Raw genomic sequence first — 21,276 nt, 5'->3', positions numbered from 1 at the left:
CTTTCTATTGTTCCTTTTTGTGTTTTGTGGGATAGAAACATCCCTTGCCGGGCTGACAGAATCAGTCTTCTGTAAATTCAAATAATTCTTCCACTGTCACATGAAAAACCTTTGCGATATCCATTGCCAGCTTCAGGGATGGATTGTATCTTCCATTTTCCAGATGTACAATCGTTTCACGCCTTGCGTGTACCAATTCCGCCAATTCACTTTGTTTCAATCCCGCTTTTTCCCGATATTCTTTGACCTTTGTTTTAAGGGCCATGTCAGACTCCCTTACTGTCCATTGCGCAGAATATCATGGATTGCATTACAGCTGAAAGACTGTCTTAAACTCCTTTGCTGTCCATCACACAAAATATGATAAACCGCACAACCGCCAATACCAATACCATTCCAACCAGCGCGTAGCCTGCCATGCTTCCGTCAATGGCCCCGACCGCGCACCCGAAGGCAATGACGATATCGGCGGCTATCATAATCTTCAATCCAACCGCATCAGTCCTGCGCAAATTTTGAATTGCCAGCTCGTCCTTTTCTTCTTTGCTGTACTTATAAATACGGATCGCCTGTAACGCGAAAAATATGATGGTGAAGATGACAACCGTATTCTGAATGGTCTCATAATAATTATGCCAATCCCGTCTGGCCCACATCCAGTAATAGCAGACAAGGAGCAGCGCATAAATGATTTTTGTGCCTACAACTTCTTTTAAAGTAACCTTTGACTTCATGTCCCATTCCTCCGTGTGATATATTTTTAACTCGACTGGGGTTATAAATATATCACTCCGTATAGGCTTTGTCAATCCTTTGATGTGAAATATTTATAACTTATCACGCCGCTGTCCCATTCGGCTACGGAGGCAGGAATATGAAAACAGGCCGGGATTTCCTGGAGAAAAAGGGACTGTCCTGTTAAAGCAGATAGTTATTTTCTTTATTTGCCGGCTGGAGGGCTTTCAGCTTGTAGGTGGCAAAGCCCTCCACCACCAAGGGCTCCTGTCTGCACAGCTCCTCCGCCGCCTCGTAGCTCTCCGCTTTGAGGATATACATCCCGGCCACACCGGGATAGCCCTTGAACACCCCCGCCAACTCAATGTGTCCGGCTTCATCCAGGGCTCTCAGGTTGGCCACATGCCGCTCTACGGCGGCTTTGGTCAGCTTGTTGTAGATTTTGGTTTTTTCGATGAACATTACATACAGCCATTGCTCCATGGAGCAGTCTCCTTTCTCAAAACACCGATTACAGCAGACCGTCAAAAAAGCGGCGGGCGTGTTCCAAATCCTCCTCGTTGGGGTGACCTTTACAGATACCTCCCACCAACTTGAATGGGCCGAAGGTGTCGTAGCCTTTGCACCCGAACTGACCGACAATCTGCGCGGATTTGGCCTTGACCGCCTCCTCGATAGCCTTGGTATTGCGGCTTCCTCCATAAGTGGACAAGAAAAACACCTTTTTCCCCTGGGGCAGATTGTTGGCTGCAAACTCTGTCACACTTTCGTGGAACTTCCCGAAGTAAATCCCGGACGCAAACCCGATCAGCTCATAGCCGCTCAAATCGGCGCTCTTGGTGGCCGCTGCGTCAATGAGGGCTACGTCCCGCCCCTGGGCGATGGCCTCCACCACCTTTCGGGTGTTGCTGTGGTGGTTGGAGTAGTAGATGATAGCTGCTTTCATAGCTCGCAGTCCTCAATTCTCCGGTCTTTAAAATAGTATTCCCGGTCGCGGTCGTTTACTTCCCGCAAAATTTTGCAGGGGTTGCCTACCGCCACCACGTTGTCCGGCAGGTCGCGGGTGACCACGCTCCCCGCACCCACCACCACGTTGTCGCCAATAGTCACGCCGGGAACCACCACCACGTTGGCCCCCAGCCAGCAGTTGCGTCCAATGCGGATGGGGGCGTTATACTGGTAGGCCCGCTCCCGCAGCTCAGGGTTGACAGGGTGGCCCGCTGTGGCCAGCACCACGTTGGGGCCGAACTGGGTATAGTCGCCCACATAGATGTGGGTGTCGTCCACCAGGGCAAGGTTGAAGTTGGCATAGATGTTTTTCCCAAAGTGGACATGCCGCCCGCCCCAATTGGTATGGAAGGGAGTTTCAATATAGCAGTTCTCCCCAAGCTCCGCAAACATCTCTTTCAGCAGCGCGGTCTTCCGTTCCAGATCTGAGGGGCGCACCTGGTTGAACTCAAACAACTTATCCAGACACTGGAGCTGCTCCCGCTGTAATGTCTCGTCTCCGGGCAGATAGAGCAGTCCGCTGTGCTGTTTTTCCCGAATATCCATAAAAAATCCCTCTTTTCAAGATGACAGCAACTCCGCAGAGGCAGCCTGCCAGCGGGCGCGAAAGCGGACCTTTTTATTATAAACGGTCAAAAAGGCTCCGCTGTAATCCTTTGTTGGTTCAAACAGCACCCACTGTTCCTGTTCTTCCTCATAATGGGGATATCCATTTGCGATCAGGCATTCAATTATGACCTGGTTATCCAGCTCGATCCGCAGATCATGACATGGGCTCAGGCCAACTGAGACCACCACACCGCCTATCAGCTCAGAGCGGAATTTTTCTATGTAAAACCACTCATCATTGTGGGTACTCTCCTGCAAATCCCACGACTGATAGTCCAGCGTGGTCACCAGGATGTCATTGCCCTTGCACACTCGGGAGCACCCTGCGGCGTGCAGCGCAAGGGGCGCGAAATCGAAATCGAGGATCTCAGCCTCACAGCAGACGTGGAGCAGCTTCCTGCCCACCAAACGATTTACAAACTGGACCGCCGCATCCTCCATGCCAAACACCCCCGTTGTCATAAAATGCAGGCCTGGGCAGAGATTTTAAGAAAAAGCCGCAAACGTAAATCCGTTTGCGGCTTTTAACCAATTACTCCGCGGCGGCCTCTTCCACAATGGAGACCTGCTTGCGGTCCTTGCCCAAGCGCTGGAACTTCACGCGGCCGGACTTCATGGCGAACAGAGTGTCGTCACTGCCCTTGCCCACGTTGACGCCGGGATGAATGTGAGTGCCCCGCTGGCGGACCAGGATGTTGCCGGCCAGCACAAACTGACCGTCACCCCGCTTCACACCCAGCCGCTTGGCCTTGGAATCACGGCCGTTGCGGGTGGAGCCCACGCCCTTTTTATGGGCGAAAAACTGTAAACCGATATTCAGCATCTCTTACACCTCCAAGACGGTAATATTTTCAGGATACTCCTCGGCCAGCTGGACGCAGTGGACCAGCAGGGCGGCCAGAAGGGTCTGGCAGACGCTCTCACTGTCCGGGTCCAGGGCTTTGGGGAGCTTTAGGGAGATGGATGCGTCCTTGTCCCGCACCTTCACCGCAGCCTCCAGCCCCAGCACGTCGTTGACGGCGCACTCGGTGAGGCGGACGGCGCTGGTAAGAGCGGCGCAGACGATATCCTCCCCCTGGGGGGCGTAGCCGCTGTGGCCCTGCATGTCAAAGCCGGTGAGGCGGCTGCCCTCAGAACGAAAGGTTACGGTAGTCATCAGGCCTTGATGGCGCCGATCTCCACCTTGGTGTAGGGCTGACGGTGGCCCTGGCGCTTACGATAGCCCTTCTTGGGGGTGTACTTGAAGATGCGGATCTTCTTGCCCTTGCCGTTCTTGACCACAGTGGCGGCCACAGAAGCGCCCTCCACGGTGGGAGCGCCGAAGGTAGCCTTGTCGCCGTCCAGAACTGCCAGCACCTGGTCAAAGGTGATGGCCTGACCGGCCTCGGCCTCCAGCTTCTCGATAAACAGAGTGTCACCCTCCGCCACCTTGTACTGCTTACCGCCGGTTACGATGATTGCCTGCATAGTATTCAACTCCTTTATTACGGGCTCGCTCTCCCAGGTGAGGGTTTGTCCTCTTTAAAACCTGCTCAATGCGGCCCTAATAGTTTACCAGTGCCCTGCCCCTTTGTCAAGAGAATTTTGAAAATGTCAAGGGTTAAATGCAGAAAAATCTAATTTTCTTTTTTATGCATTATATACAAATGAGCCGTAGCCTGTGGGCTGCGGTTTATTCTTCGTAAATGCCATGGATAGTTGTGGTCATATCAAAAATGCCCTCGGGCAGCTTGACCCGCTGGCTGGTGTGCTTGTTTATGATCTCGTACAGCAGCTTCAGAATAAAGTCATCAGAAAACCGGAGCTCCAGCACCTCCAGCTCGCACAGATCCAGGTAGCGCCGGGCAATGTCCGCTTCCTCGTTCAGACGCTGGATGATAGCGGCGACGCTGTGCCCCTTGGACTTCATGTTGGCCTCGTACTGAAGATGAGAAAGAAGCGGTACCAGATGGCGTCGATGGCTACCCCTTCGCCGATCTGGGCGATGTTGTCCTCATGCTCTGCGTACTCCTTCATCCTGTCCACATAGGCGGCGGTGTCGGCAGGGAGGGTGCGGGCCTCCAGCTGTAAGCTGTCCAGGGCAATTTTCAGGTGAGCCGCATAGCTGGAGATGATGTTTTGCCGGTCGTTGGGCGACCTGAGGTAGATATTCACCGGCAGCACCTTCAGGATTTTGACAAAGCGGTTATCCTAGGTGACCACCACCCCGCCCACGATATTTTTAATGGGCAGCCAGGCCTGAATGCTGTCCCGTCAAGCCCCGCCCTGTAAATACAGCCGGATTTTCTAAAATTGATTTTCGTGCAGTCTTCCGCTTCCCTCTTTTCTTTTTCTTTTGCTTGTGGTATACTATAGAATGAATTTGTATGTAAAGGTTGGGAACACGGTTGGATAACATCACTCTGATTGGCATGCCCGGTTCGGGAAAGAGTACTGTGGGAGTTCTGCTGGCCAAGCTGTTGGGCTATCAGTTTCTGGACGTAGACCTGCTGATCCAGGAGCGGGAGGGGGCTCTGCTCCAGGAGATATTGGACAGCCGGGGGACGCAGGCTTTTCTGGATGCCGAGGAGTCGGCGATTTTGAGCCTGAACTGCCGCCGTACCGTCATTGCTCCCGGGGGCAGCGCCGTGTGCCGTGAGGGCGCGGCCCTCCACCTGAAAGGGCTGGGACCGGTGGTCTACCTCCAGGTCCCCCTGGAAGAGCTGACAAGACGGATTCAAAATCTGTCCACCCGGGGCATTGCCATGGAGCCGGGCCAGACCCTGGCCGACGTGATGGCCTACCGGGAACCCCTTTACCGCAAATACGCCGGCCTGGTGGTCAGCTGTCCTCCGGGGCAGGAGCTGGCTGAGACCGCCCAACTGGTTCAAAAGCAGCTGGGCCTGGCCGGCAAATAACCGCGCCCCAGCCCACAGGGAAAATCGTGGGCCGCGCCGGGCGGACCCCGCCGCGAATGAAAAAAAGGAAGTTTTGAATGCAATTTAGAGACCTGGGGCTGAACGCCCCCATTTTGAAGGCCCTGGCGGAACAGGGCTACACCAAGCCCTCCCCCATCCAGGAGAAGGCCATTCCCCCCGCGCTGGCCGGGCGGGACGTACTGGGCTGCGCCCAGACCGGTACAGGCAAAACCTGCGCCTTTGCTACCCCTATCCTTCAGCGGCTGGAGGGAAACACCGGCTCCAGAAGGTCCATCCGGGCCCTTATCCTCACCCCCACCCGGGAGCTGGCCATCCAGATCGGCGAGAGCTTTGACGCCTATGGCAAGTACCTCAGCCTGCGCCACGCCGTCATCTTCGGAGGCGTGGGCCAGAACCCCCAAGTGGAGGCTCTGAAACGGGGAGTGGATATCCTGGTAGCCACCCCGGGGCGGCTGATGGACCTCCATGACCAGGGCTTTGTCTCCCTGGACGCCCTGGAGATTTTCGTCCTGGATGAGGCCGACCGCATGCTGGACATGGGCTTTATCCACGACGTGCGGAAAATCCTCAAGTGGCTTCCCCAGAGGAAGCAGACCCTCTTCTTCTCCGCCACCATGCCCCCGGAAATCACCGATCTGGTCAATTCCCTGCTGAAAAATCCCGTTAAAGTGGCGGTGGACCCCATCTCCTCCCCGGTGGAGGTGATCCGCCAGTCGGTCTATTTGGTGGACAAGGGGAACAAGACCAGTCTGCTGGCCTACCTGATGGAGGAAAAGCGGGTGAAAAACGCCCTTGTCTTTACCCGGACCAAGCATGGGGCCAACAAGGTGGCCCGGGATCTGGGCAAGGCGGGCATCTCCGCCGCCGCCATCCATGGAAACAAGAGCCAGACCGCCCGCCAGCAGGCCCTGGCTGACTTTAAGTCCGGAAGGGTCCGCTGCCTGGTGGCCACCGATATCGCCGCCCGTGGGCTGGATATTGAGGAGCTGTCCCACGTGTTCAACTACAACCTGCCCGAGGTGCCCGAGACCTACGTTCACCGTATTGGCCGCACCGGCCGGGCGGGCCGGGGAGGGGAGGCTATCGCCTTCTGCGATTTTGGTGAGAAGCCCCTTTTAAAGGACATTGAACGGCTCACCGGCAAAAAGGTCCCCCTGGTGGAGGGACACCCCTTCCCCATGCGGGTCTTTGAAGCCCCCAAGCGGGACAAGAACGGCAAGATCATCAACGAGGAGGACGCAGAGGCCCGGGCCGCCGCCCGGGAGCTGCGCCGCCAGCGGGAGGAGGCCCGGAAGGCCGCCGAACAGGCCGGGCTGGAAGCGGCCAGGGCCCAAACTGTGCCGGAGGAAGGGGCGCAGTCCGGGGGCAAAAAGAAGCGCCGCCACAAAAAGAAGGTCGCCGCCCCCACCGGCGATGTCACCCTTTGCCCCTCCGCCCCCAAAGCGGAGGAGGACGCCCTTGACTACCTTCCCGCTCCGCCCAAGCGGGGGGTCAGGCCGGGCGCCCTGCTGGACACCGGGGACTCCATGCCCAACACCGAGTTCCGCCGGCCCAATCCCCTTGACAGCGATACCATTATGGATGCCACCGCCCGCCTGCTGGCCCCCCGGCGGTCGCTGCTGTCCAACATTCTCCCCAAGGTTGGGGAAAAGCCCCCAAAAAAGGAGGGCAAAAAGAAGCCCTCTTCAAAAGACAAGGACAAGCCGGCAAAGGATGAGCCGAAAAAAGGGAAGCCCTCCCAGCCCGAGCAGCGGAGCAAAAAGCCGCAGAAGCCCCTTAAAGCTAAGCAGGAAGTCCCCCAAAAAGCGGCCTCCGCCCCCAGGCAGAAGAAAAAGGGATCGTCTGGCCAGAAGCGCTACGACCGTCCCCGGGGCATGCCCCCTGAGCCGCCCCGGAAAAACCAGCCCAAGGACTCCACCGAGCAGGCCAGCCTGATGAAGCCCTACTACCTGGAGATTGACCGGTAATGCCCAGGGCCGCCCCTGAGCGGCTTTTCAAATAAAAGATATGTCTTCAAAAAAGAGGGCCGCCGTCCTCGGCGGCCCCTACATAAAAAATATATTTGGAGGAAAACAATATGGATTATCAAGCCCTTTATCAGCAGAAGCTGACCACCCCCGAGCAGGCCGTTCAGGCGGTGAAATCCGGCGACTGGGTGGACTACGGCTGGTGTACCAACCACCCCGTGGCTCTGGACCGGGCCCTGGCCGCCCGGAAGGATGAGCTCACCGACGTGAAGGTCCGGGGCGGCGTGACCATGTGGATGCCCGAGATTGCCAAGGCCGATGACGCCGGGGAGCACTTTACCTGGAACTCCTGGCACTGCTCTGGCATTGACCGGAAGATTATCGGCAAGGGGATGGGGTTCTTCGCCCCCATGCGGTACTCCGAGCTGCCCCGGTTTTACCGGGAGAACGTCTCAGTGGACGTGGCCATGATTCAGGTCACCCCCATGGACAGCCATGGCAATTTCAGCTACGCCCTGGCCGCCTCCCACCTGGCCGACATGCTGGACAAGGCCAAGGTCATCATTCTGGAGGTCAACCACAATCTGCCCTGGGTTTACGGCCTTACCGGCTGTGAGATCAACATTGCCGATGTGGACTACGTTGTGGAAGGGGACAACCCCGCCGTGGCCCAGCTGGGCGGGGGTGGCGAGCCCACCGATGTGGACCGGGCGGTGGCCAAGCTTATTGTGGAGCAGATCCCCAACGGGGCCTGCCTCCAGCTGGGTATTGGCGGTATGCCCAACACCGTGGGCTCCATGATCGCCCAGTCTGATTTGAAGGACCTGGGCGTCCACACCGAGATGTATGTGGATGGCTTTGTGGACATGGCCCTTGCGGGCAAACTTACCGGGCGGAACAAGGCGCTGGACAAGGGCCGCCAGGTGTACGCTTTCGCTGCCGGAACCCAGAAGCTGTATGACTACGTGGACCGCAACCCCGCCGTTATGGCCGCCCCGGTGGACTACACCAACGACGTGCGGGTGCTGGCCCAGCTGGACAATTTCATCTCCATCAACAATGCTATCGACATGGACCTGTTCGGCCAGGTCAACGCCGAGTCCGCCGGTTTGAAGCACATCTCCGGCACCGGCGGACAGCTGGACTTTGTCATGGGCGCTTACCTGTCTAAGGGCGGCAAGAGCTTTATCTGCATGTCCTCCACTGTTACCGGCAAGGACGGCTCCGTCAAGAGCCGCATCGTCCCCACCCTCACCCCCGGTTCTATCGCCACCGACCCCCGCTCCTGCGTACAGTATATTGTCACCGAGCACGGCATGATTAACCTCAAGGGCCTGTCCACCTGGGAGCGGGCCGAGGCAATCATCTCTATCGCTGCCCCCCAGTTCCGTGAACAGCTCATCCAAGACGCCCAGAAAATGGGCATTTGGCGCAGAAGCAATCAGTAGGGTCTGCTCCGCAACCACAAATCGCAAGGAATACAAGCAATACTGGATGTATTTCAAGATTTTTTAACGCGGCAGGGCGGCTAAAGACCCGGCCAGACGGCGTTCAACGCCTGTGAAGACAGGTTCTTACTGAAGAATTTATGAGGATGGCTGCCTGCTGGCACACGCACAGGAATCTGACAAAAGATTTGTATTTTCAGCGTCCTTGTGCAGAGGCTCCCTTTATCTGCTCCGATTCTTTCATAATACGGGACTCATTCAAAATAAAAAGGCTTGCCGACTGCAATACGCAGACGGCAAGCCCTTTTGTTGTAGAATATTCTGGGATATAGCCCCAAACGGAGGAAGTCCCTTACTTCGCAGCCTTGGCAGCCTTGATGGCCTCAATGAGCAGGGGAGTGACCTTGAACAGGTCGCCGCAGATGCCGTAGTCGGCGATCTCAAAGATGGGGGCGGTGTCGTTCTTGTTGACGGCAATGATGCACTCGGAATCCTGCATACCGGCCTTGTGCTGGATAGCGCCGGAGATGCCCAGAGCGACGTAAATCTTGGGATGGACGGTCTTGCCGGTCTGACCGACCTGGTGGTCGGCGGACAGCCAGCCGGAGTCGATGGTGGCACGGGAGCCGCCCACAACGCCGCCGAGGACCTCAGCCAGCTCCTCAGCCAGCTTGATGCCGCCCTCTACGTCCTTGGAGATGCCGCGGCCAACAGAGACGACCACGTCAGCGCCGATCAGGTCAACCAGCTTCTTGGCGGCCTTGACCACCTCGACCACCTCGGTCTGCACATCGGCCTCAGACAGCTCAAAGCTGGGCTTGATGATCTCGCAGGCGTCGGCCTTGGCCTGGTCAAAGGCGGCCTTCTTCATCACGCCGGGACGGACGGTGGCCATGGCGGGACGGAACCGGGGGCAGATGATGGAGGCCATCAGGTGGCCGCCGAAGGCGGGACGGGTCATCTTCAGGTCACGGGACACGTCGTGCTTCTGGCCCAGCACCACAGCGTGGCTGGTGGCGTCGATACGCTCGGGGGCCAGGGTGGAGTTGGCCTTCAGGAAGTCCTTGTAGATACCCATGTCCACGTCCAGGTGGGTGCAGTCGGCGCACAGGCCGGTGTGCAGGCGGGCGGCGCAGCGGGGGCCCAGGTCACGGCCAATGTTGGTAGCGCCGATGAGCATGATCTCAGGCTTGTACTCCTCGATTACGTCGCAGATGACCTTGGTGTAGCCGTCGGTAGTGTAGTTTTTCAGCAGGGGGTGGTCGCAGACGTACACGCCGTCGGCGCCGTAGCCGCCCAGCTCCTTGGCAATACCCTCAATGCCGTCGCCCAGCAGGATGCCGTACAGCTTGGTGTCCAGTTCGTCGGCCAGCTTGCGGCCCTCGGAGATGAGCTCAAAAGAGGTGGGCATCATGCTGCCCTGGCGCTGCTCACAGAATACCCAGACTCCGCCCTTGAAGGCAGCGACATCGGAACTATTAAAAGTAGACATATTCGTTTATCTCCCTTCTCAGATCATGTGCTTGGCGGCCATGATGCCGGCCAGCTTCTCGCAGGTAGCCTTGTCGGCGCCCTCCAGCATCATGCCGGCACCCTTCTGGGGGGGAGTGAAGGAGGTCAGGATGTTGGTGGGGGAGCCGCTCAGGCCGATGGTGTCCTTGTCGATGAAACGGTGATCCTTCAGGGTGTTGTAGTCGAAGATCTCATAGGGCTTGGAGTAGCACTCGAAGACGCCGCCCACGCTCATGTAGCGGGGAGTGTTCAGCTCCTTGATGCAGGTGATGAGGCAGGGGGTCTTGACCTTGATGGTCATGTAGCCGTCCTCCAGCATACGCTTAACGGTGATGGTGTCGCCGTCCTTGGTGATCTCGGCGGCGTAGGACACCTGGGGCAGGCCCAGCTTCTCGGCGATCTGGGGGCCGACCTGGGCGGTGTCGCCGTCGATAGCCTGACGGCCGCACATGACAATGTCGTCCTTCTCCACACCGATGGTGTCGATAGCGGCGGCCAGGATCTGGGAGGTGGCGTAAGTATCGGAGCCGCCGAACTCACGGGCGGACACCAGAATGGCGCGGTCCACGCCCCGGGCCATAACCTCGCGGAGCATACCCTCGGCGGGCGGGGGGCCCATAGAGACAACGATAATTTCAGCGCCGGTCTGCTCTTTCAGCACCAGGGCGGCCTCAACAGCGTTCAGGTCGTCGGGGTTGGTGATGGCGGCCATGGAGGCGCGGTTCAGGGTACCATCGGGGTTGACGGCCACCTTACCGGAGGTATCGGGGACCTGCTTGACACAAACAATGATTTTCATTTTGATCTGCCTCCTATCTTATTTTACGCCCATGTACTTGGCGATGACCATGCGCTGGACCTCGGAAGTGCCCTCGTAGATCTCGGTGATCTTGGCGTCGCGCATCATGCGCTCCACGGGGTACTCGCGGGTGTAGCCATAGCCGCCGAACAGCTGAACGGCGCGGCGGGTCACGTCGGAGGCGGTCTCAGCGGCGAACAGCTTGGCCATGGAGGCCTCCTTGCTGTAGTCGCCGTGCTCCTGCTTCTTCATAGCGGCGGCGTAGACCAGGTGCTGCGCGGCCTGGGTGCGGCACTCCATATCGGCCAGCTGGAACTGGGTGTTCTGCATCTGGCTCAGGCGCATCTTGAACTGAACGCGCTCCTGGGTGTACTTCACGGCCTCCTGAATGGCGCCCTCGGCCAGCCCCAGAGCCTGGGAGGCAATGCCAATACGGCCGCCGTCCAGGGTCTGCATGGCGATCTTGAAGCCGCCGCCCTCTTTGCCCAGCAGGTTCTCCTTGGGGACAATGCAGTCCTCAAAGATCAGGTCACAGGTGGAGGAGCCGCGGATACCCATCTTCTTCTCGTGCTTGCCGGTGGAGAAGCCGGGGAAGGACTTTTCCACAATGAAGGCGGAGATGCCCCGGTTGCCCTTGGACTTGTCGGTCATGGCGAAGACCACAAAGGTATCGGCCACATTGCCGTTGGTGATGAAGCACTTGGTGCCGTTGAGGACGTAGTGGTCGCCCTCCAGAACGGCGATAGTCTGCTGGCCGGAAGCGTCGGTGCCGGCGCCGGGCTCGGTCAGGCCGAAAGCGCCGATCTTCTTGCCGGAGCACAGGTCGGGCAGATACTTCTTCTTCTGCTCCTCGGTGCCGTGCTCAAAGATGGGGGCGCAGCACAGGGAGGTGTGGGCGGAGACAATGACGGCGGTGGTGCCGCACACCTTGGCCAGCTCCTCCACGCACATGGCGTAGGAGAGCACGTCGCCGCCGGCGCCGCCGTACTCCTTGGGGAAGTAGATGCCCATCATGCCCAGCTTGGCCATCTTCTCCACGGTCTCCATGGGGAAGCGCTCCTCCTCGTCGATCTCCTCGGCCAAAGGCTTGACCTCAGTCTCGGCGAACTCGCGGTACATTTTGCGGACCATCTCTTGCTCTTTAGACAGGTGAAAATCCATTTTGCAGTCCTCCTAGTTTAAATTCTTGGCACTATCGTGAGCGCTCCCGCCGTCCCCTGGCCGGAGACAGAAGAGCAAAACGATACATGACAGTACACCAAACCCGCCCCTCATCTTTGTTAGATTTTTAACAAAGATGAGGCGAAAAAAGAGCAACACGGGCCGACCCCGCTGTTGCGGCGCTTATCAGGTTTGGCATATGTAGTGTCTAACCATTGAAATTATATCGGTTTTTCGTCTTTAAAGCAAGTGGGACAGCCCTATCAATTTAGACAGTTTTTCTTCTTTTAATTTGTGCAAAAGCACAAAAATGCCGCCCTCTGCTGTTTTTTTCCTCTGTAGCTATTGACTGTAAAGTGCCTTGATAGTGTATACTGCCTGTGAGAAGAAGGGAAAAGGAGGGGTACATATGACGATAAAGGAAGCGGAGCTTCATACGGGATTGACCCGGGCCAACATCCGCTATTATGAGGATCAGGGCTTTTTCTCCCCCGCCCGGGGGGAGAACGGCTACCGGAACTACTCCGACGAAAATGTGGACACCTTATTAAAAATCAAGCTGCTGCGTCAGCTGGGCTTCTCCCTGGAGGAGATTCACCAGCTCCAGCAGGGGGAGCAGTCACTGGAGCCCGCCCTGGAGCGGAGGGAGGAGGCGTTGGAGCGTCAGCGCCAGGAGCTGGACCAGGCGGCCCGGCTGTGCCGGGACATGCGCTCAGACGGGGTGAGCTTCTACACTTTGGACGCCCGGCGCTATCTGGACCGGCTGGCCCAGGCGGAGGAGGTTGTGGCCAGAGATCAGGACCCGGTGCGCATTTTCCCCTGGCGGCGGCTGTTTGCCAGGGAGATCGACCTCCTGCTCTGCTTCACGGTGCTGGTGGTGCTCCTCCAGCTGTTTGCCCGGATGAACCTGATTCGGGTGAATGGGAACGGAGGCAGCCTGTTCCTTCTGAATCTGGGGGCTCTGGTGCTGCTGCTGGGGATGGAGACCCTGTCACTTACCCTCACCGGGACCACGCCGGGCAAGTTCCTCTTCGGGCTGAAAATCCTGCGGGAGGACGGCAGCCGGCTGGACTTGGCAGAGGCGGGCCAGCGGACTGTCTATGTGGTGCTGTTCGATGGCGCTGCCCATACGCTGATGGGCAGCCGCATTCCGCTGCTTTCCATCGCCGGAATCGGGATGCTGGTCTGGGCCTGCTGGCAGGTATACCACGAGAAGCCCCTGTTCTGGGAGGCGGACCAGCTCTACCTGGACGGCAGCACCCGGGAGCGGGTCTTTTGGGACGATCACCGAAATTACCTCCGGGTGGCGGGATATCTGGCGGCGTGGGCCATGTGCCTAGGGCTGATGGTAGGGGGACATTTTCTGGCCGCCCGTCCGCCCCACCGGGGACCGGCGCTGACGGTGGAGCAGTTTGTGGACAACTACAACCAATTTATGGAGTTCTCCTGTGGGAGAGAAAACCTGACTTACCGCCTGACGCAGTCGGGAGCCTTTGAAACGGTTACCCAAGACAGCGGAGGGACGGTGGTTATCCATCTGTGGGGGGAGTCTCCTGTGCCTCAGGAGTCCTTCCAATTTACCGAGGAGGACGGCGTGCTTACACAAGTGAAGCTGGTGCGGTCTTACGACAGCGGGGGCCCTATTACACAGGGACAAACCTATGCCGTCGGCCTCCCCTATGAGAAGATAGCTGTGGCAGCGCGCTCCTTCCTCTGGAAGCCCCTGGGCCAGCAGGGCACGGCGGAGCTGTACAAGCAGCTGGTTGCTCAGGAGGGTGGCCTCCACTGGGAGCGGGAGGGCTTTGCCATCCACAGCCAGGCCCGGTTTTCCGGCTACCGCCAGTTTGGCGACGACGCCCTGTTCGCCCAGGAGGGGGAGGCACAGAACTATTTTGTGGAGTGTACCATAACACGGACAGCATAAAAGTCCCGCCCCCTGCAGGGGGCGGGACGCTTGGTTTTCGTTCAAATCAATCTTTGGCCAGCGTAAAGCGGCTTACCAGATGTTTCAGGCTGTCCGCCTCGGCGGACAGCTCCTCGCTGGCGGCGGCGCTCTCCTGGGCAGTGGCGCTGTTGGTCTGCACTACGGCGGAAATCTGGTCCACCCCTTCGGTGACCTGGGCAATGGCGGCGGTCTGGCTCTCCACCGCATCCACTACAATAGACATCTTGCTGGTCACATGGCCTGCGCTGACAGCAGTTTTCTCCAGGGACTCGGTGACCTTATTCACCGCCTGGCCGCCCTCGTTGACAGCGGCGATAGAGCCCCCGATCAGGGCCTTGGTGGCCTTGGCCGCCTCATCGGACTTGGAGGCCAGGTTGCGCACCTCGTCGGCTACCACAGCAAAGCCCTTGCCGGCAGCCCCCGCCCGGGCGGCCTCTACGGCGGCGTTCAGGGCCAGAATGTTGGTCTGGAAGGCGATATCCTCAATAGTGGCAATGATTTTGGAGATCTCCGCAGAGGAGCTGGAGATCTTCTCCATGGCCCTGTTCAGATCCTTCACATACTCCATACTGACACTCAGGTGGCCGCCGGCCTCGTTGACAAACTGGCCTACCTCGCCTGCGGCAGCAGCGGTAGTCTTGGAGCTGCTGGAGATATCGGTTATGGTGGCCGCCAGCTGTTCCACGGCGCTGGCCTGCTCCATAGAGCCTTGGCTCAGAGTCTGGGCGCCCATAGAGACCTGGCCGCTGGCGGAGGACACCTGCCCAGCGGCAGAGTCGATTTGGCGGATGGTATTGCTCAGCGACATTTTCAGCGTGCGCATGGAGGACAGGATATTTCGGTAGCCGCCCACATAGGCCTCCCGGTGGGAGGACTGGATATCAAAATTCTGGTTGGCCATCTCATTAAGCAAAAAGTCGATATCGTTGATGATGGTGTTCAGGCCCTTCACCATCTCCGCCGTGGACCGGGTCAGCTCCGCCGTCTCGTCCTGGCCGGTGGCCTGGGGAACGGGAGAGCTGAGATCACCCTCCACCAGCAGCTTCATCCGTTTGACGCACGCCTGCATGGGCACGCTGATGTTGCTGGACAGCTTGACCGCCACCACGATCGAGGCCAGGATAGAGGCCACAATGACCGCCACGTTGATAATCATGCCAAAATATGTATCGGCCAAAAAGTTCACCTTGGGCGAGGCCACAGCCAGGCTCCAGCCGTCAGTTCCGTTCACAGGGGCGAAGGCCAGAAAGCGGGAGCCGTCCTCGGCCTGGATGGTTCCAAAGCCGTTCTCGCCCCGGCGCATTTCGGCGTGGAGGGCGGCCCGGCTTTTCAAAGACTTGTCGTTCTGGGCCTCCCGCTCCACATTCTGGGTGGTGATGGTGTCCAGAGTGATATCGGCGATGGTGTCGCCGTTTTTGTTAATCATATAGGCCCGGCTGTTCTCCCCGATCTTAATGGAGGAGACAATGTCGTTCAAAAAGGTCTCCTGGGGGACAAAGTAGACCACGCCTACGATTCTGGAGCCGTACTCCCCGTTGGCGTAGAGGGGGGCGGCCACAATGATGGACAGATCGCCGGTAATTTTGCTGACCAGGGGCTCGGACACATAGACATTGCCCTGCATGGCCTGCTGCACATATTCCCGGTCAGAGTAGTCGTTGCCGTCAAAGATACTGCGGCCGTCTGAACCGATAATATTGCCCCGCTGGAAGCCGTGCATAGCGGCGCGTTCATCTATAATGGCCTGCTTTTCCGCTATGGAGGTGGAAAAAGCGGCCAGCTCGGGGGTACAGCCTGCGTCAATGGCCACATTCTTGTAGGCAGTCAGCTCCTGCTCCACCCGCTCCGCAGCCAGAACTGCGGTCTCACTCATCAGCCGGTCCACTGTGGCAATGGTGCTTCTGTAGTTCAGCGCAATGCTGGACATCCCCACCAGAATCAGGGCGGCCAGGACTGTGGCCATCAAGCTCACAGTGATCTTTTTCCGAATACTCTTCATCTCTCTCCACCTCAACAATTATTAGCTGCTCAGCGTTCAGCTTATATTGACAATTTTATTATATGGGCAAATGCGTCTGTTTGTCAATGCCTTCTGTTGCTTTTGGAGGAGAATTCCTGTGCTTTCGGTTCCTTTCGGGCCGTCTTCTAAAGATTAGAGATGCAGGTGTTCAAACAGGGTCATTACCCCGGAGATGCCTACCAGGGCGTAGACAAGCTTGCGCATCAGCTCCACATTGATCTTCTCCAGAATTTTTACCCCCAGCATCTTGCCCACAGTGATTCCAATGATGCCGATGATGGTGACAGGCAGAAATTCCAGGGTGTAAAAGCCCTTCTGCATGCGGATCACCAGGTTGATGGTGGTGGTGATGGCGAAGAGGAACTGGAGACTGCCGATATACTCCTCCTTGCTCTTGGTGGCCACCAGGAAATACATGGCCAGCAGGGGCCCGCCAATGCCGAACAGGGCGCTGCATACGCCTGAAATCAGGCTGCACACCGAGGCGCTGATCAGGTTGGGCCGGATGGAAAAGCTGGAGGGCACAAAGGCAAAATACAGGGCAATGACGATAAGAAATACCCCAAAGGAGATGCCAATGACCTCCAGGTCCAGGTTGCCGGCCACCTGGAGGGTGACCACACTGCCCAGCTCATAGATTACAGTGGGCAGGATCATCACCCGGAGGTCAATCTGTTTGCGGTAGTGCCAGGCCAGCCCGGCGGTAATCCCCAGGGTGATGGAGGAGGTGATGGCCGGGGCCTGGAGCATGTTGAAAAAGTGGGGCATGACCATCATAATCAGGATGGCCGAACCAAAGCCTGTAACGGACTGCACCACGCCCGACACTGCGGACACGACAAGTATGATTCCCCAAAGCATAATATGACCTCTCTTCTTTCTTTATTTTTACAGCCCGGGACTTGATGAAAGGGGCCGGGCGGCCTCCCGGCGCAGGGCACCCCGGTAGAAGGCGGCGGCCACCACCAGGGAGATAGCGTCTACAATGGGCTGGACCCACATGCAGCCGTACAGAGGGAACAGGGAGTCCATCACAAACAGCAGGGGGATGTCCAGGATGCCCTTTCGGAGGATGGAGCAGGCCAGTGAAGCCTTTACCTCCCCCATGGCCTGGAACTGGATAATCATAGGGTAGCACAGGGCCATGAGGGGCATGCAAGTGACCATGCGCCTCAGAAAAGCGGCGCTGTAGGCGATGGTGACCGGGTCTTTGATGAGCAGGGAGGACAGCTGTACGGCGAAGATCTCATACACCACCACGCAGGTCAGGGAAAAGCCCACCGTCAGGCAGCAGCCGAAGCGGAAGACGGCGGCCCGCCGCTCCCGGTTGCCGGAGGAGTAGTTGTAGGCCAGCAGGGGCAGGATGCCGTTGGACACACCGGTGGAGAAATAGAGGGGGAGCATGTCCAGCTTTTTGATGATGCCCAGGGCGGCCACGGCCTGGGTGGTGTATTTGGACACAAATTTGCTCTGGGCGGACACCGCCACTACCGTCAGGGCGTACTGCAAGGCGGAGGGCAAGCCAATGGACAGGATGGTTTTAAGGTACACCGGCGCATAGCGCAGGCTGGCGGGAGAGGGGGTTAGAACGGTGGACCGCCTCTTGACGGCCAGGTAGCCGGTAAAGTAGAGGGTGGCGGCCACGTTGGACAGGGCGGTGGCCATGCCGGCCCCCACCGCCCCCATCCCCAAAAATTGAGGCAGGATAAACAGGGGGTCCAGCAAGATATTCAGCACGCCGCCCAGAGACACGCCCAGAGAGGCGTGGGCGGCCCCTCCCTCCGCCCGGACCAGGTTGGCGAACAGGGTGTTCATCACTACAAAGGGTCCGCCCAGGGCCACCACCCAAAAGGCGTAGCCGCTGGCCAGGGCGTAGGTATCTCCGGTGGCGCCGCACAGATGGAGCACAGGGTCCATGAGCAGATAGAACAACCCGGAGAACAGGCAGGCGGCCAGCAGTCCAAACCACATGGAGATGGCGGAGATGTGCCGGGCCCCCTGATCGTCCTTTCTGCCCAGCGACCGGGCAATGGCGCTGGCCCCGCCCACCCCGAACAGATTGGAGATGGCGGTGAGCATCAGGAAGGAGGGAAAGGCTACCGTAATGGCGGCGGTCTGATTGGGGTCGTTGAGCAGCCCTACAAAATAGGTGTCGGCCAGGTTGTACACCAGCGTTACCATCTGGCTGGCCACGCCGGGCATGGCCTGGAGAAGCACCGCCTGTTTGACAGGCAGGGTCTCAAAAATGGCCTGTTTTCGTTCGTTCACAGCTATCCCTCCTCCGAAAGGACCTCTGTATCCCGGGCGCTTTGGTAGACCCGCTCCAGCAGGCGGAGCAGCAGCTCCTCCTCTTGGGGGGAGATGTCCTGGAACAGCCGGCCCACTGTCTGCTCCCGGCGGCCGGCCACCCTGGCGGCCAGCTCCCGCCCCTGGGGGGACAGGGATACCAGCACCACCCGGGAGTCACGGGGGGAACGGCGGGAGTCCAGCAGGCCCTTGTCTGCCATGCGCCGGACCAGACCCTGGGCCGTCTGATGGGTGACCCCCAGGTAGTCCTTCAGCTCGGTGACTGAGGCCTCCTGCCTGGAGGAGAAAAACAGCAGACAGTCAGACTGCCCCGCAGTCAGCCCCATGGCCTGGGCCCGCCGGCCCCGGTTCTTTACGATCTGGTGGGACAGCTTTAGGATCAGCCGGCCCAGTTCATCCTCCTGGCTGTTCAGCATGGCCTTCGCCTCTTTTCTGCATTTGTCACGTCGATTATACAGTATGCTGTATAATCTGTCAATGACCGAAACGGTGTTGACCAGGGAAATCAATTTTGGCGCTGTAGGGCGCGATGCCCCGGCGCGCCGTTTACAAAAGCCGTCAACCAGCGGCGGGCCGAGTCGTCCCGCCCTGCAAATACGGCTGGATGCTCTAAAAATTGATTTCCGTGCGGTGCTGATGCCTGGTACAATGCCGAAGAAGAAAGCTGAAACGTTGGTCTGCGCAGATTGTCATTTTCTACTATACTTTTTCCTGGTTCAATGTTAAAATATCTTTCACAGAAATGAGAAAAGGGGATATCTTATGGTAATTGCTGGCTTTTCCCAATTAAAGTCCAAACTTCACAACCTTCCGCCCAAAACAGCCGTGGTGGCGGCGGCTCATGATGAGCACACGCTCCAGGCGGTGTTTGCCGCCCAGCGGGACGGGCTGATTCGACCCATCCTGGTGGGACATCGGGAGGAGATTTTATCTATTGCCCACGGATTGGGCCAGGAGCTGTCCCCCGACTGTGTGGCGGACGCCTCTGACGACGCCGGATGCGCCGCCAGGGCTGTGTCGCTGATCCGTTCCGGAAAGGGGACCATGCTCATCAAGGGCATGCTCCAGACGGGTACCCTGTTGAAGGCGGTGGTCAACAGGCAGTCGGGCATCCGGGCCAGCGAGGTCATGTCCCATGTAGCCATTCTGGACGTGCCCAGCTACCACAAGCTGTTGTACGTCACCGACGGCGGTATGGTGGTGGCCCCGGATCTGGAGCAGAAGAGGCGCATTTTGAAAAACGCGGTGGATTTCTGCCGCTTTTTGGGCTACGACTGTCCTAAGGCAGCGGCTCTGTGCGCAGTAGAAACGGTGACACCCTCCATGCCCGAGACGGCGGACGCAGCTGTGTTGAAGGCGGAGGGGGAGCGGGGCGATTTCGGGCCCTGCGTTGTGGAGGGCCCCATCTCCCTGGACCTGGCAACCGACGCTGAGGCCGCCCAGGTGAAGGGCTACCACAGCCCGGTGGCCGGGGACGCCGACATCCTGCTGGCCCCCTCCATCGCCGCAGGCAATCTGCTGGGCAAGTCCCTGTACGGCCTGGCCGGGGGCGAGATGGCCGGAGTGGTGCTGGGAGCCAGGGCGCCCATCACCGTCAACTCCCGGGGGGCCACGGCGGAGGAAAAATACTGGTCTATTTTAATCTGTGCGGCCATGAGCCGGGAGGAAGATCATGTCTTATGATATCTTAGTGCTGAACCCCGGTTCCACCAGCACCAAGGCGGCGGTGTACCGGGACGAGCGCCTGCTGAACACACGAAATATGGTTCACACCAACCAGGACCTGGCCCCCTACCCCGCGCTCAATGACCAGCTGGACTACCGGGTAGGCATGGTGCGCAGCTGGCTGGCGCTGGAGGGTTACGACCTGGCGCAGCTGTCCGCGGTGGTGGGACGGGGAGGCATTATCCCCAACATTGTGTCCGGAGGCTATCTGGTGGACGACGCCCTCACCGACTGCCTGCTTCACCACACCGTCTTTGACCACGCCTCCAATCTGGGGGGGCTGATGGCCCGGGAATTTGCAAAGCCGCTGGATATTCCCGCCTATATCTACGACGCCGTCACCAGCGACGAACTGCTTCCGGAGGCCCGGGTTACCGGCTTTAAGGAGGTCACCCGCACCAGCTTCTGCCATGTTCTCAACGCCCGGGCCACCGGCCACAAGTACGCCCAGGCCATGGGCCGGCGGTATGAGGAGATGAATCTGGTGGTGGCCCACCTGGGGGGAGGCATTTCCGTATCCGCCCACAGCCACGGGCGGATCATCGATTCTGTGTCTGACGACGCAGGCCCCTTTTCTCCCGACCGGGGAGGCAGCCTGAATATGCTCTATGTGCTGGACATGTGCTACTCCGGCAAGTACACCAAGGCAGAGATGCTGAAAAAGCTGCGGGGCGAGGGGGGCATGTCCGCCCTGCTGGGCACCCACGACTGCCAGGAGGTGGAGCGGCGCATCGCCCGGGGGGATGAGTGGGCCGCCCTGGTCTATCAGGCCCAGGCTCTCCAGATCGCCAAGGGAATCGGCACCATGCTGGCCTGCTTTACCGAACTGATTGACGGGGTGATTCTCACCGGCGGGCTGGCCAACTCCAAAATGCTCACCGGAAAGGTCATTGACTATCTGCACAACCTGTGCCGGGTGGTGGTAATTCCCGGGGAGAACGAGATGGAGGCCCTGGCCCTGGGTGGCCTGCGCATCCTCCGGGGAGAGGAGGATGTCCACCAGTTCCACCCCGTCTGTCCTGTGATGCAAAGTTGAACGTTCGTTTCATGGCAGCGGCCAATCAGAGGCTGAGGAGGACATTCTAAAAGCGGTATAGACCGCTATCGAGCAGAGGCCCAAAC

The 21,276-nt window shown here is 58.7% G+C and carries 25 protein-coding genes; 7 read left to right on the top strand and 18 right to left on the bottom strand.

The window, feature by feature from the left end:
* Positions 1-61 precede the first annotated feature (61 nt).
* The 11 genes from NFS22_RS13615 to NFS22_RS13565 all read right to left on the bottom strand — a co-directional run bounded on the left by NFS22_RS13615 (position 62) and on the right by NFS22_RS13565 (position 4,506).
* Positions 62-265 carry a helix-turn-helix transcriptional regulator gene (locus NFS22_RS13615; RefSeq protein WP_251318301.1) on the bottom strand — a complete coding sequence of 68 codons (204 nt, stop codon included), beginning with the start codon at positions 263-265 and terminating at the stop codon, positions 62-64.
* A gap of 64 nt (positions 266-329) precedes the next feature.
* A complete protein-coding gene (locus NFS22_RS13610) occupies positions 330-734 on the bottom strand; it encodes a Sec62 family protein translocation protein (protein ID WP_251318300.1) in 405 nt (134 codons plus the stop codon).
* A gap of 184 nt (positions 735-918) precedes the next feature.
* A complete protein-coding gene (locus tag NFS22_RS13605) occupies positions 919-1,218 on the bottom strand; it encodes a YciI family protein (RefSeq protein ID WP_251318299.1) in 300 nt (99 codons plus the stop codon).
* A 28-nt stretch (positions 1,219-1,246) separates the two neighbouring features.
* Complete coding sequence (locus NFS22_RS13600) at positions 1,247-1,681, bottom strand: flavodoxin family protein (protein WP_251318298.1); 435 nt, start codon at positions 1,679-1,681, stop codon at positions 1,247-1,249.
* Positions 1,678-2,289 carry a sugar O-acetyltransferase gene (locus NFS22_RS13595; protein ID WP_251318297.1) on the bottom strand — a complete coding sequence of 204 codons (612 nt, stop codon included), beginning with the start codon at positions 2,287-2,289 and terminating at the stop codon, positions 1,678-1,680. Before NFS22_RS13595 ends, NFS22_RS13600 begins: the two co-directional genes overlap by 4 nt.
* A gap of 15 nt (positions 2,290-2,304) precedes the next feature.
* A complete protein-coding gene (locus tag NFS22_RS13590; RefSeq protein WP_251318296.1) occupies positions 2,305-2,793 on the bottom strand; it encodes a hypothetical protein in 489 nt (162 codons plus the stop codon).
* 91 nt (positions 2,794-2,884) lie between these two features.
* Positions 2,885-3,175 (bottom strand): 50S ribosomal protein L27, encoded by a 291-nt coding sequence (gene rpmA, locus NFS22_RS13585; protein WP_251318295.1) that lies wholly within the window; start codon positions 3,173-3,175, stop codon positions 2,885-2,887.
* A gap of 3 nt (positions 3,176-3,178) precedes the next feature.
* Positions 3,179-3,508 carry a ribosomal-processing cysteine protease Prp gene (locus NFS22_RS13580; RefSeq protein WP_251318294.1) on the bottom strand — a complete coding sequence of 110 codons (330 nt, stop codon included), beginning with the start codon at positions 3,506-3,508 and terminating at the stop codon, positions 3,179-3,181.
* On the bottom strand, positions 3,508-3,819 hold the full coding sequence (rplU, locus tag NFS22_RS13575) for a 50S ribosomal protein L21 (RefSeq protein WP_251318293.1): 312 nt from the start codon (positions 3,817-3,819) through the stop codon (positions 3,508-3,510). Before rplU ends, NFS22_RS13580 begins: the two co-directional genes overlap by 1 nt.
* Before the next feature lie 205 nt (positions 3,820-4,024).
* Positions 4,025-4,261, bottom strand: coding sequence for a hypothetical protein (locus tag NFS22_RS13570; RefSeq protein ID WP_251318292.1), 237 nt, complete (start codon positions 4,259-4,261; stop codon positions 4,025-4,027).
* On the bottom strand, positions 4,258-4,506 hold the full coding sequence (locus tag NFS22_RS13565; protein ID WP_251318291.1) for a hypothetical protein: 249 nt from the start codon (positions 4,504-4,506) through the stop codon (positions 4,258-4,260). The genes NFS22_RS13570 and NFS22_RS13565 overlap by 4 nt, the downstream gene beginning before the upstream one ends.
* A 233-nt stretch (positions 4,507-4,739) precedes the next feature.
* Here NFS22_RS13565 and NFS22_RS13560 point away from each other — a divergent pair, with 233 nt between their 5' ends.
* The 3 genes from NFS22_RS13560 (at position 4,740) to NFS22_RS13550 (ending at position 8,685) form a co-directional block, all read left to right on the top strand.
* Positions 4,740-5,249, top strand: a complete 510-nt coding sequence (locus NFS22_RS13560; protein WP_251318290.1) for a shikimate kinase — start codon at positions 4,740-4,742, stop codon at positions 5,247-5,249.
* A 77-nt stretch (positions 5,250-5,326) separates the two neighbouring features.
* Entirely contained in the window at positions 5,327-7,237 is a 1,911-nt protein-coding gene (locus NFS22_RS13555) for a DEAD/DEAH box helicase (RefSeq protein ID WP_251318289.1), read from the top strand.
* A gap of 110 nt (positions 7,238-7,347) precedes the next feature.
* Entirely contained in the window at positions 7,348-8,685 is a 1,338-nt protein-coding gene (locus NFS22_RS13550) for a butyryl-CoA:acetate CoA-transferase (protein ID WP_251318288.1), read from the top strand.
* Between the two features lie 352 nt (positions 8,686-9,037).
* Here the strand turns inward: NFS22_RS13550 and acrA are convergent, their stop codons facing one another.
* Genes acrA through NFS22_RS13535 form a run of 3 tightly spaced genes read right to left on the bottom strand, consistent with a single transcriptional unit; the run spans position 9,038 to position 12,157 of the window.
* Positions 9,038-10,177 (bottom strand): acryloyl-CoA reductase electron transfer subunit beta, encoded by a 1,140-nt coding sequence (gene acrA, locus NFS22_RS13545; protein ID WP_251318287.1) that lies wholly within the window; start codon positions 10,175-10,177, stop codon positions 9,038-9,040.
* A gap of 18 nt (positions 10,178-10,195) precedes the next feature.
* The gene (gene acrB / locus NFS22_RS13540; protein WP_251318286.1) at positions 10,196-10,996 is read right to left on the bottom strand and encodes an acryloyl-CoA reductase electron transfer subunit gamma; all 801 of its coding nucleotides are present in this window, start codon (positions 10,994-10,996) and stop codon (positions 10,196-10,198) included.
* 18 nt (positions 10,997-11,014) lie between these two features.
* Positions 11,015-12,157 (bottom strand): acyl-CoA dehydrogenase, encoded by a 1,143-nt coding sequence (locus tag NFS22_RS13535; protein ID WP_251318285.1) that lies wholly within the window; start codon positions 12,155-12,157, stop codon positions 11,015-11,017.
* 409 nt (positions 12,158-12,566) lie between these two features.
* On the opposite strand from NFS22_RS13535, the gene NFS22_RS13530 reads away from it, so the two are divergent.
* A complete protein-coding gene (locus NFS22_RS13530; RefSeq protein ID WP_251318284.1) occupies positions 12,567-14,081 on the top strand; it encodes a MerR family transcriptional regulator in 1,515 nt (504 codons plus the stop codon).
* Positions 14,082-14,127: 46 nt separating this feature from the next.
* Here NFS22_RS13530 and NFS22_RS13525 read toward each other — a convergent pair whose 3' ends face one another.
* The 4 genes from NFS22_RS13525 to NFS22_RS13510 all read right to left on the bottom strand — a co-directional run bounded on the left by NFS22_RS13525 (position 14,128) and on the right by NFS22_RS13510 (position 18,845).
* Positions 14,128-16,101, bottom strand: a complete 1,974-nt coding sequence (locus tag NFS22_RS13525) for a methyl-accepting chemotaxis protein (RefSeq protein ID WP_251318283.1) — start codon at positions 16,099-16,101, stop codon at positions 14,128-14,130.
* Between the two features lie 153 nt (positions 16,102-16,254).
* On the bottom strand, positions 16,255-16,983 hold the full coding sequence (locus NFS22_RS13520; RefSeq protein WP_251318282.1) for a sulfite exporter TauE/SafE family protein: 729 nt from the start codon (positions 16,981-16,983) through the stop codon (positions 16,255-16,257).
* Positions 16,984-17,010: 27 nt separating this feature from the next.
* Positions 17,011-18,390 (bottom strand): MATE family efflux transporter, encoded by a 1,380-nt coding sequence (locus NFS22_RS13515; RefSeq protein ID WP_251318281.1) that lies wholly within the window; start codon positions 18,388-18,390, stop codon positions 17,011-17,013.
* Between the two features lie 2 nt (positions 18,391-18,392).
* Complete coding sequence (locus tag NFS22_RS13510) at positions 18,393-18,845, bottom strand: MarR family winged helix-turn-helix transcriptional regulator (RefSeq protein ID WP_251318280.1); 453 nt, start codon at positions 18,843-18,845, stop codon at positions 18,393-18,395.
* A gap of 43 nt (positions 18,846-18,888) precedes the next feature.
* Between NFS22_RS13510 and NFS22_RS13505 the strand changes: the two genes are divergently transcribed.
* The 3 genes from NFS22_RS13505 to buk are packed head-to-tail and all read left to right on the top strand — an operon-like array spanning position 18,889 to position 21,190.
* A complete protein-coding gene (locus NFS22_RS13505) occupies positions 18,889-19,155 on the top strand; it encodes a hypothetical protein (protein ID WP_251318279.1) in 267 nt (88 codons plus the stop codon).
* A 36-nt stretch (positions 19,156-19,191) separates the two neighbouring features.
* Entirely contained in the window at positions 19,192-20,112 is a 921-nt protein-coding gene (locus NFS22_RS13500; RefSeq protein WP_251318278.1) for a bifunctional enoyl-CoA hydratase/phosphate acetyltransferase, read from the top strand.
* Positions 20,102-21,190: a butyrate kinase gene (gene buk / locus NFS22_RS13495; RefSeq protein WP_251318277.1), complete on the top strand. Its 1,089-nt coding sequence runs from the start codon at positions 20,102-20,104 to the stop codon at positions 21,188-21,190. Before NFS22_RS13500 ends, buk begins: the two co-directional genes overlap by 11 nt.
* Positions 21,191-21,276 lie beyond the last annotated feature (86 nt).

The sequence above is a fragment of the Flintibacter muris genome (assembly GCF_943192995.1).
GTDB classification, from domain to species: Bacteria; Bacillota; Clostridia; order Oscillospirales; family Oscillospiraceae; genus Lawsonibacter; species Lawsonibacter muris.
This window is presented reverse-complemented; position numbering and strand designations above follow the sequence as displayed.